Below are 9261 nucleotides of genomic sequence, written 5' to 3' on the forward strand. Positions count from 1 at the left end.
ACCAGGCGATCCGATGCTCCGCCGAACTGCCTCGCCTGCGACCAGGACAAACGTCGAGCCCCGTCACCAGAACCCGCACTCAGCTGCGGAACCGGAGCCAGGATGCGTCGGTCGAGCCGCATGACGCCGCGTTCTTCATCGAACTCGTACTTGTTGCGGCTGCCGCGGGGGCTCTCGACGACCACGTCGAGCTGGTCGGGCTCGCTCACCCTCCTGGCTCTACCCAGAGCTGCCCACGGTTGCCCCACCGACGCTGACCTGGAACCGAGGATTTGAGACAGCCCATCACGACGTGGTCGCCGACACTCGACCGACCACGTTGACTCGGAGACGACTTCTCGACATTTGGCTACTTACGGTCTCCGACGGAGACCGGAGCTGAGCTGACGCTTCGTGCTTTTCTGCTGGCCACCGATGGTCTCGATCGAGCGTCTCACGGACTGGTTGCGGACCAGGATCCCGTCCGCTGTCCCTGTCAGTCGGGGCTGGGGCGGAGGCGGTAAGGGAGGCGAGGCGGTGTGCCGGCGCCCGAAGGCGGTGTCTTCGGCCACCCCGACGACCGTGAACCTCGCCGCCGCATCAACCGCGCAGACACGCCGCAGCCGAACCCTCCAGGTGCGGCTGTGGTATCAGAAATCTCTGCAGAAGCGTGCGGGCGGGGTCTGGCGTGTCTGCCGGGCTCGGCGGAGGCTGCGGTGCATGTCGTTGTCGGCTTCTTCCCCGCCGCCGCGGCTGATCGGTGACGAGTTCTGGGTGCTGATCAAGCCGTTGATACCGCCTCGGCCGCCGGTGGTGCACGCGCGTTGCGGCGCTTGGGGCGGTGAAGCGTCAGCACTCGGACGTGGCGCGGGTGTGGATCGATCAGTCCGGACCCGCGCGGTGTGCGCGGTCCTGCTCATCCGGCTTCTCCACGGTCGTGGCCGACTGCTGCGGCCCTGGCCGGTTCCCGTGCCTCCGGCGACGTCGGCGGGCGGGGCTGATCTTCTGCTATGGCCGCGCGAGCGGCGGGACGAACCGAACCGGGATGGCGACGGTCGGACGGATCAGGCGCCGCGGTGTGACCGGTAGGGCGCGGGAGCACGGTCCGGACGCCCTGTGAAAAGTGTCGGTGGTCGATACCCTCGGCCGCCACCGAGAGAGGGGGCCGAGTGTCCGCTGCGGCCAACGAGCCAACCTCCGAGCCGGTGCTGCCGCTGGAAGGCGCCGAGGTCGTCGCTCTCCCGTCGGCCGGAGGTGTCGTCGGCGGCCTGGTCGGCGCGATGGCCCGACCCGGCGCACTGGCCCGTGAGACCGTCCATCTCGGCCGGGAAGTCGTCTCGATTCTGCGGGGCACCGACCGGCTGGCGCCGTCGGCGCAGGACAAGCGCTTCACTGACCCGGCGTGGCGGGAGAACCCCGCCTACCGGCGGCTGGGCCAGGCCTACCTTGCCTGGGGTTCCTCGCTGGCCCGGTTGGTCGACCGGTACGAGGCCGAGGGCGCCGACTGGCGCGATGTCGAGCGGGCCCGCTTCGCGCTGGGCGCGCTGACCAGCGGGATGGCGCCGACGAACACGCTGCTGGGCAATCCGGCGGCGCTCAGGCGGGCGATCGACACCGGCGGCCGCAGCATCGTGCGCGGCATGGGGCATCTGGTCGAGGACCTGCGGCACAACCGTGGGATGCCTGCGCAGACCGACCGTTCTGCGTTCGCCGTCGGCAGGAACCTGGCTGTGACCCGGGGCGCGGTGGTCTACCGGGACGACGTCATCGAGCTTCTCCAGTACCGGCCGACGACCGAGCGGGTGCGGCAACGGCCGCTGGTCATCGTTCCGCCGCCGATTGGCCGCTTCTACTTCCTCGACCTGGCGCGGGGGCGCAGCTTCGTCGAGTACGCCGTCGGCCAGGGGCTGCAAGTGTTCATGATCAGCTGGCGTAACCCGGCGCGGAAGCAGGCCGGCTGGAACCTCGACACCTACGCCGAGCGCATCCGCCGGGCGATCGGGGTGGCCCGGGAGGTCACCGGATCGCCGGACGTGAACACGCTGGGCTTCTGCGCCGGCGGGATCCTCATGACGACCGTGCTCAACCACCTCGCCGCGATCGCCGACCGCAGCGTGCACAGCGCGGCATACGCGGTGACCCTGCTCGACTTCGACGGCCCGGCGCCGATGGCCGCGTTCTCCGGGCGCCGTCCGCTGGGCGCCAGCCGGCGCGTATCCCGTACCCGCGGGGTGATCCCCGCCCGGTCGATGGAGTCCGCCTTCAGCTGGATGCGCCCCGACGACCTGGTGTTCCACTCCCTGGTCCACCAGTGGTTGATGGGTGAGGACCCGCCGGCGTCGGACCTCCTGGCCTGGCATGCCGACGGGACCAACCTGCCGACCGCCCTGCACGACCAGTTCCGGCAGATCTTCCGGGACAACACGCTCGTCCGGCCCGGCGCGGTGACGGTGCTCGGCAGCCCGGTGGACCTGGGCGAGATCACGCTGCCCACGTTCGTCCTCGGGGCGGCCGCCGACCACCTCACCCCGTGGACCGGCTGCTACCGGATCACCCAGCTGCTGTCGGGCCCCGGCACGTTCGTGCTCAGCTCCGATGGCCACCTTCAGAGCCTGATCAACCCACCGGGCAACCCCAAGGCCAGCTACTGGACTGGTGGGCCCCCGGGGCCGGACCCGCAGGACTGGCGCACCGCGGCCGAGTGGCACGCCGGCAGCTGGTGGGAGTGCTGGGCGCCGTGGACGATCGAGCGCTCCCGCGCCGAGGTGCCGGCGCCCGCCGAGCTCGGCAGCGCCGTGCACCCACCGCTGGAGCCCGCGCCGGGTTCCTACGTCCTCGACCGACAGCCCGCCTGATCCGGCCGTCAGCTCGGGCTGATGGCCGCACCGGGAACCGGTCTGAGAGGCGGCGACGTCCTCGACGGCGTCGCGGCAGCAGAGCTGCTCGAGGCCCGCGCGCTGGCAGCCACCGCCCTACCGAGACGACCTGCTCATCCTGCTCACGCCATCTCAGGGAGTAGGGTGCTCAGCTCCTCCATGCGGTGATCTCCGTTTACCCCCGGATGCCATGGTCCGCAGATGCCTTGGGCGGCAGCGGACACAGGCCCCGCCGGCTCACCGTCGCGCACCCTCGCGGCGAAGGCCTCGATCAGCCCGCCAACCCCCGCACCGGAAGGCCGACCACCCGGCAGAACCAGCCGACGCGACTCCGACTCGGTGCTGAGGAAGGCGACGGGGGCCGTGGAACTGCGGCCACGAACCCAGGGGGCCACTGCCCCCGCACGGGAGCACCATGGTGCCGGCGCGTGATGGCTCCCCCACTGGCGACCGGCTGCGCCCGTGCGCGGACCACGACGAGGAGCGGGCGAGATGCGTTGGTCGGGATCGAGCGGCGGTGTCGGGCCGGCGGGGTACCTCGCCTCCCTGTTCCCCAGCGAGCCACCATCGGGCGTGCCCGGCGACCCCGGTCTCTTCGGTCCCGCTTCGGAGGTCTGGCGGATCGGCCGGGAGAGGGTACTGACGGCCGGCGGGCCGGCCGCCCTGTTGCTGCAGCTCGCCCATCCCCTGGTCGCAGCCGCCGTCGCTGACCACAGCGACTTCCAGGCGGATCCGCTGCGCCGGTTGCGCGCCACCCTGGACACCACGCTCACCGTCACCTTCGGCGACCGTGAACAGGCCGCCGCCGCAGCCGCCCGCGTCCGATCACGACACCGACAGGTGTCCGGGCGGACCCGCACCGCCGTCGGCCGCTTCCCCGCCGGCACCGGTTACCGGGCCGAGGACCCGCAGCTGGCCCTGTGGGTACACGCCACCTTGGTGTGGACGGCGTTGGAGATCTACGACGGGTTCGTCGCCCCCCTGCCCCACCAGCGCCGGGCCCGGTACCAGGCGGAGATGTCCCGGTTCGGGCAGCTCTTCGGCGCGTCGCAGGACCTGCCGGACAGCTACGCGGATTTCGACAGCTACGTCCGCTCGATGGACGACGACGCGGTGCTGGAGGTGGGGCCGGAGGCCCGGGCCATGGCCGGAGAGATCCTCTCCGCCGGGGCCTCCGGGCTGGCCCGCCCGTTGCGTGTCGGCGCCGGCGCACTGACCGGCGTCCTCGCGGCCGGCCTGCTCCCGCCCCGGCTGCGCGCCGGTTACGGGCTGAGCTGGGGCCGGCGGGAGCAGCAAGCCTTCCGCGCCATCCACCTCGCGACCAGAGCCGCGCTGCCTGTCTTGCCAGTGCAGGTGCGGTACTGGCCGCACTACCTGTCCGCGAAGCGCCGCTTGCAGCCGGACACCCGCCAGGACGACACCGGACGCCACCGCTCCGAGGAGCAGCACTCAGCGTCCTGACATCCCCCAGTCGGCCTCCGCGCGGGGACCGCATCGGCATGTCCAATCGGCCCAGCAGTGGGGGTTCGGTCGTCAAGGGGAACGCCGGCACGTTGCCTTCGCGGCTTGAGCATCAACGGGGACCCGCTGTCGAGCCGCTTCACCCGTCGTACCGACGGCTTCGCCGATGACCTTCCACGGCTCGCCTGCAGAGATCGCCTGCTTGACCGCCTCGAGCAGGTCAGCCTCGGTCTGGGCTCGCCGGAAGGCAGCAGCCCGCAGCGCGGCGACCTCCGGGTCTCGGCCGGCTCGAGATCGTCCTCGAACTCCGAGACAGCTGCTCGGCCTGGTCGATAATGTCCTGGAACTCCTCGGCATGTTGATCACCCTCACTTGAGGTACTTCGGTCGTGTGGTCATGGCGTGGACGATGACCACCTTGCCGTCGTCACTGGTGGCGAACCCGCCCTCCAGTAGCGTCACGCCATCGGCGGCCAGGCCGATGTGCGTCGTGAGCTCCCAGTCACCCTGGTCGGTGAAGACTCGGATCGGATTGCGGTAGACGTGCAGGATGTCCTCGTCCGCGATCCCCCGCTCGCGCGGCCGGGTGGATGTGGGGCTCCACGTGGGCAAGCCACCTTGGAGAGGCGCACATGGCAAGTCGACTTGCAGGCCGCACCGTCCCCTGGACCGGCGCAGCGAAGTTGACGCCCCGTCCGTCACAGGTACTACAGCGTGCCGTGTCCGCGACACCATGGAGAGGTGCCGAACGCATCCGGCCCTGCGGATCAGGACACGCTGCCGTTTGACGTCTTGGACGACGAGCTGTCGGGGCTGCGGGACGAGGTCACCCGGTTGCGGGCGGAGAACGCGAGGATGCTGCGCCTGCGCGGTTCTCCTCGAGGATCTGCGCGATGTTCGCCGGGCTGGTGTGCGTCCCGACATCGACGTGCCGCCCCGAGGCCTTGAGCCCGTACTCCTCGAGCAGGGCGGCGTAGTGCTCTGCGGTGAACCCGCTGAGGGTGAACGGCTCGACGTTGCGGTACCCCATCTCGCTGAGCTGGCGCAGGACGTCCTCGTGGCGCGCCTGGTTGGCTGCGTCGCTCCCCAAGCCGATGTACTAGGCGACGCCGCCTCCGTCACCCGGCGCCATCTCACGGGAGGGCCCGATCAGCCGGCCGAACCGGCACGCCCGGAACACGGTCCCGCTGGGGCACTGTCGGACGGCATCACGTGCGGCCACGGGCATGAACGGGACGCTGCCGGTGTTGAATCGGCGACAGTCCGCCCCTCGGATGGGCGTCGACGCCCTCAGAAGCCTGATCATCGAAGGATGCTGCCTGCCCGTGACCCACCCCCAGTCGGCCACCCCCCGGCGCCGCGAGCGCTCCGCCGTCCGTCAGTCGACGGCGCGAGCGACCGATCGCGCCGCCGCGCGTGAGGAGAGGCGCGCTCAGGAGAGCTGGGTGGAGGGCGCAGCCCCGACGCTGCCCATCCGCACGGCCCGGCCCGCCGAGGTCGTCTTCCACCTCGGTCCCACCAACTCCGGCAAGACCTACGAGTCCCTGAAGGCTCTCGCGGCGACCGGCTCGGGCGTGTACGCGGCACCGCTGCGCCAGTTGGCCCACGAGGCCTACGCCAAGCTGTCCGCCGAGCTCCCACCCGGCACGGTGGGCCTGTCCACCGGCGAGGAGGAGATCGACCCGCAGGCCCCCATCCTGTGCTGCACGGTGGAGAAGGCGCCGATGCGTGGTCAGATGCTCGTCCTCGACGAGTCGCACTGGGTCGCCGACCCCGACCGTGGCCACCACTGGGCCCGCCTGCTGCTCACCGGTGAGTACCGCGTGATGCACCTGATCTCCGCGGCCGAGGCCTACCTCCTGCTGAGGCCGCTGATCTCCGACGCCGAGCGTGTCACCGTCATCAACCACAAGCGGCTGTCGCGGCTCGACGTCCTCCGCGCCCCGGTGCGGCCGGCCGGAGTGCGACCGCAGACGCTCGTCGTCGCGTTCTCCCGGAAGGCCGTGTACGCGGTCGCCGCCGAGCTCGACCGGCACCGGCCCGGGAAGGTCGGCGTCCTCTACGGAGCCCTGCCCCCGGCGACCCGTCGGGAGGTCATCGAGCGGTTCACCGACGGCGAGCTCGAGGTGCTGGTGACCACCGACGTGATCGGCCACGGCATCAACGTGCCGGCGACCACGGTGCTGTTCGCCGAAACGACGAAGTTCGACGGCACGGAGCTCCGTTCCCTGCGCAGTTGGGAGACCGCCCAGATCGCCGGCCGGGCCGGCCGCTACGGACTCACCGGCCACGGTCGGGTGGGCATCCTGATCGGCGTCGCCGGGCTGAAGCCGTCGCAGGGGCTGCTCGTGGCCGGTGCCGAGGTGGCCCGCGGCGACGCCACGAGCGACCTACCCCGGCGTGCGCCCCGGCTGAGGCCGGAGCTGGAGGACCTCGGCGCTTTCGAGGCGGTGGACCTGCCCGAGGCTCTGACCCGGTGGATGGCATGGGCGCGGGCCGCCACCCACAACGAGGCGATGACCGCCGACGACGTCAGCAGCCTGGTGCTGCGGGTACAGGCGCTCCTGCCACGGTTGCGCGGCCCTCTCGGCGCGGCCGGCGACCTGGCCACCGTCTGGCGGCTGGTGAACCTGTCCATCGACTACAACCCGCCGCGCCGCACCCGCTGGCTGGTGTTGGCCGGGGCCGCCTTGGAGCACGCCGTCGGCCTGCCCGTGCAGCCGGAGACGGTGCTACCGGACGTGCCGCGCGGCGGCAGCATCGAGGAGTTCGAGCAGGCCGCTGCGGCCGCCCGCGATGCGCAGACGCTGCTCCGCCAGTTCCCCGGGGTCGCCGGCCTGAGCAGCGATGACGCCGCGTGGGTCGAGGAGGAGTGCGCTGAGATGATCGCCGAGCTGCTCCCCGACGCGATCGCGCTCGGACGATCAGGCAAGTGCGTGGAGTGTGGCGGCGGGATCGCGCCCTGGTTCACCACCTGCCGACCCTGCAGCGCCCCGGCCGGACGCGGCGGCGGTGAGCGGGACCGCCGTCCGGCCAACGGCGGCCGCCGGGCCGCCGGCCGCGCCGCCGGTCGCACCCTGGGTGGGGGACGCGGCGGACCCCGGGAACGCGCCCGTCGGGGCTGACCGATCCCCCGTGTCGGCGCAGAGCGAGGGTTCGGCCGGGTCGCTCCGACCTCGTCGAAACACCACGACGTCCCGGACGGAGCCGCGTCGGAGCCGTGGGACCGGGGTGATGCGGAGCTCCCGCATGGCCTCGGCGAGGCAGCGGGGACTGAGGACGACTCCCGCTCGCGCCTCTGGTGTTCCCCGCGGTCGCCGGCGATCGCTGGCCTACGAGGTCGCGCGGTCGCCACTCAGCGCCGACAGGGCCGTAGACGTCGGGCTACGTGCCACGTCGTCCCTCGGGCACTTCGACGTGGGATCTCCCCGTCTGCTCGACCAGGAACCATGCTGGCCGGCCCGGCCGACAGTGCTCTCGCGTACGCCGTGTCCGAGGCCGTCGCTGCCCTCCGCTGAGCCTTCACTTCTCAACGGCGCCGCGGCTCACCAGCGCCACCGCATCTCGACGTGGGTCCACGAGACCTGGAGCGTCGCGTCGGGAGCCGGCGCTCCCGGGGTGCGGCCGATGACCTCAGGCCCGACCGGTGCTCCGTTCCACTTGGTCATGCGGGCGGCCATCCCCGCCGCCTTGGCCGTCGCGACGGCCATGACAGCGAGCGCCGAGACGGAGAGGAGTGGTCCTTTGGTGAGGGCACGGATCCCCGAGGCGACGATCGTGCGACTCGTGGACAGCCCGGCCGCCGGCCACCGGTCCGGTGGCAGGACTGCACGTGTACCCCGAGGCAGGAGGGCTCCGGGCTCGACGGGCTCGAGGTCGGTCACGCGTCCTCCCTGTGGCATACCTGCCATGCCGTCCTCCATGGTGGATCTCCCGGCGCAGCACGTCCATCGACATGTGAATGCACACGACACCGACCACGGCGTGCTCGCACTGATGGCCGCCCGCCGGGCCGAGCGCTCCTCGGGCCGCCGTGGCTGGGCATGGCCTCCACCACGACGGAGCCGGAGGAGCTGTGCGGTGACAGCATCTGGTGATGGGCTAGGACCACGCGGTATACGAGGAGCTGCGCGAACCGTCCCGCGCACTGCGCAGTGCCATACCGGAGGTCTACGACGGCTACCGCAAAATGCACGCCGCCGCATACGCGCCGGGTGCGCTGGATGAGAAGACCAAGGAGCTGATCGCACTGGCCATCGCCGTCAGCAAGGAGTGCGACGGCTGCATCGCATCGCACGCCCGGGGCGCCACCCGTACCGGGGCGAAGCCGGAGGAGGTCGCCGAAGCGCTCGGCGTCACCATTGCCATGACCGGCGGACCGGGCACCGTCTACGGTCCCCGCGCGTTCGCAGCCTTCCGGGAGTTCGCGGAGACAGCAGACACCGGGCAGGACGAGAACCCGCGCGGGCCGACGGCGGCCCCTCGCCTCCGCGCCCGGGCCGGTCCTCGTGACGGAGCTGAACCGACCGTGGCTGCCCCAGCTGGCGGAGGCTGTGGACAGGCTCCTCGGCCGGCGTCCTGGCGAGTTGCTGGCGCCCGCGCGCGTCGCGCTGCTCGTCTGCGCCGTGGAAGGGGACCTCGGGTGTGGACGCTCACCACCGCCCTCGACGTCGGGACTGCGGAGGTCAGGTGCTCCGACTTCCTGTGGGAAGACGGCATGTTCAACCCTAGGCCGGTGGAGCAAGGCGCACCGGGTCACAGCCCGGCGAGCTCGACGACCCCTGCCGGCCGATCAGTTGCCGGCAAGAACCGGCGGTCGGCGGGTAGAGACAGCACCATGGACCCCGCCGCGACTCCTCCCGTGCCTTCCGGCCACACCTCAGAAGGCGGTGTGCTGGTCGGCAGCGACAACGCCCGCCGCCGACTCGTCGTCTTCGAGGACCCGC

Annotated in this window: 8 protein-coding genes; 4 read left to right on the top strand and 4 right to left on the bottom strand. The window is 71.7% G+C overall.

The window, feature by feature from the left end; all coding sequences use genetic code 11:
* A partial coding sequence (locus CNO22_RS28550) for an inorganic diphosphatase (RefSeq protein ID WP_198588541.1) occupies positions 1 to 209 on the bottom strand: 209 nt, incomplete at its 3' end.
* Positions 210 to 1184: 975 nt separating this feature from the next.
* On the opposite strand from CNO22_RS28550, the gene CNO22_RS22845 reads away from it, so the two are divergent.
* Positions 1185 to 2834 (top strand): PHA/PHB synthase family protein, encoded by a 1650-nt coding sequence (locus CNO22_RS22845; RefSeq protein ID WP_232807271.1) that lies wholly within the window; start codon positions 1185 to 1187, stop codon positions 2832 to 2834.
* 594 nt (positions 2835 to 3428) lie between these two features.
* Positions 3429 to 4316 (top strand): oxygenase MpaB family protein, encoded by an 888-nt coding sequence (locus CNO22_RS22850; protein ID WP_157937079.1) that lies wholly within the window; start codon positions 3429 to 3431, stop codon positions 4314 to 4316.
* A gap of 368 nt (positions 4317 to 4684) precedes the next feature.
* Here CNO22_RS22850 and CNO22_RS22855 read toward each other — a convergent pair whose 3' ends face one another.
* Entirely contained in the window at positions 4685 to 4927 is a 243-nt protein-coding gene (locus CNO22_RS22855) for a hypothetical protein (RefSeq protein WP_100501582.1), read from the bottom strand.
* Between the two features lie 214 nt (positions 4928 to 5141).
* Positions 5142 to 5405 (bottom strand): hypothetical protein, encoded by a 264-nt coding sequence (locus CNO22_RS22860; protein ID WP_100501583.1) that lies wholly within the window; start codon positions 5403 to 5405, stop codon positions 5142 to 5144.
* 355 nt (positions 5406 to 5760) lie between these two features.
* On the opposite strand from CNO22_RS22860, the gene CNO22_RS22865 reads away from it, so the two are divergent.
* Positions 5761 to 7440, top strand: coding sequence for a helicase-related protein (locus CNO22_RS22865; RefSeq protein ID WP_232807272.1), 1680 nt, complete (start codon positions 5761 to 5763; stop codon positions 7438 to 7440).
* Between the two features lie 420 nt (positions 7441 to 7860).
* On the opposite strand, the gene CNO22_RS27935 is transcribed toward CNO22_RS22865, so the two are convergent.
* Positions 7861 to 8025, bottom strand: a complete 165-nt coding sequence (locus CNO22_RS27935) for a hypothetical protein (protein ID WP_157937080.1) — start codon at positions 8023 to 8025, stop codon at positions 7861 to 7863.
* Between the two features lie 449 nt (positions 8026 to 8474).
* On the opposite strand from CNO22_RS27935, the gene CNO22_RS29385 reads away from it, so the two are divergent.
* A partial coding sequence (locus CNO22_RS29385; RefSeq protein ID WP_269799623.1) for a carboxymuconolactone decarboxylase family protein occupies positions 8475 to 9261 on the top strand: 787 nt, incomplete at its 3' end.

Source organism: Geodermatophilus chilensis (assembly GCF_002802985.1).
GTDB classification, from domain to species: Bacteria; Actinomycetota; Actinomycetes; order Mycobacteriales; family Geodermatophilaceae; genus Geodermatophilus; species Geodermatophilus chilensis.

Excerpts from the sequence above, each read along its gene's own strand:
- CNO22_RS27935 (WP_157937080.1), bottom strand. The coding sequence starts at position 8,025 with ATGGCCGTCGCGACGGCCAAGGCGGCGGGGATGGCCGCCCGCATGACC.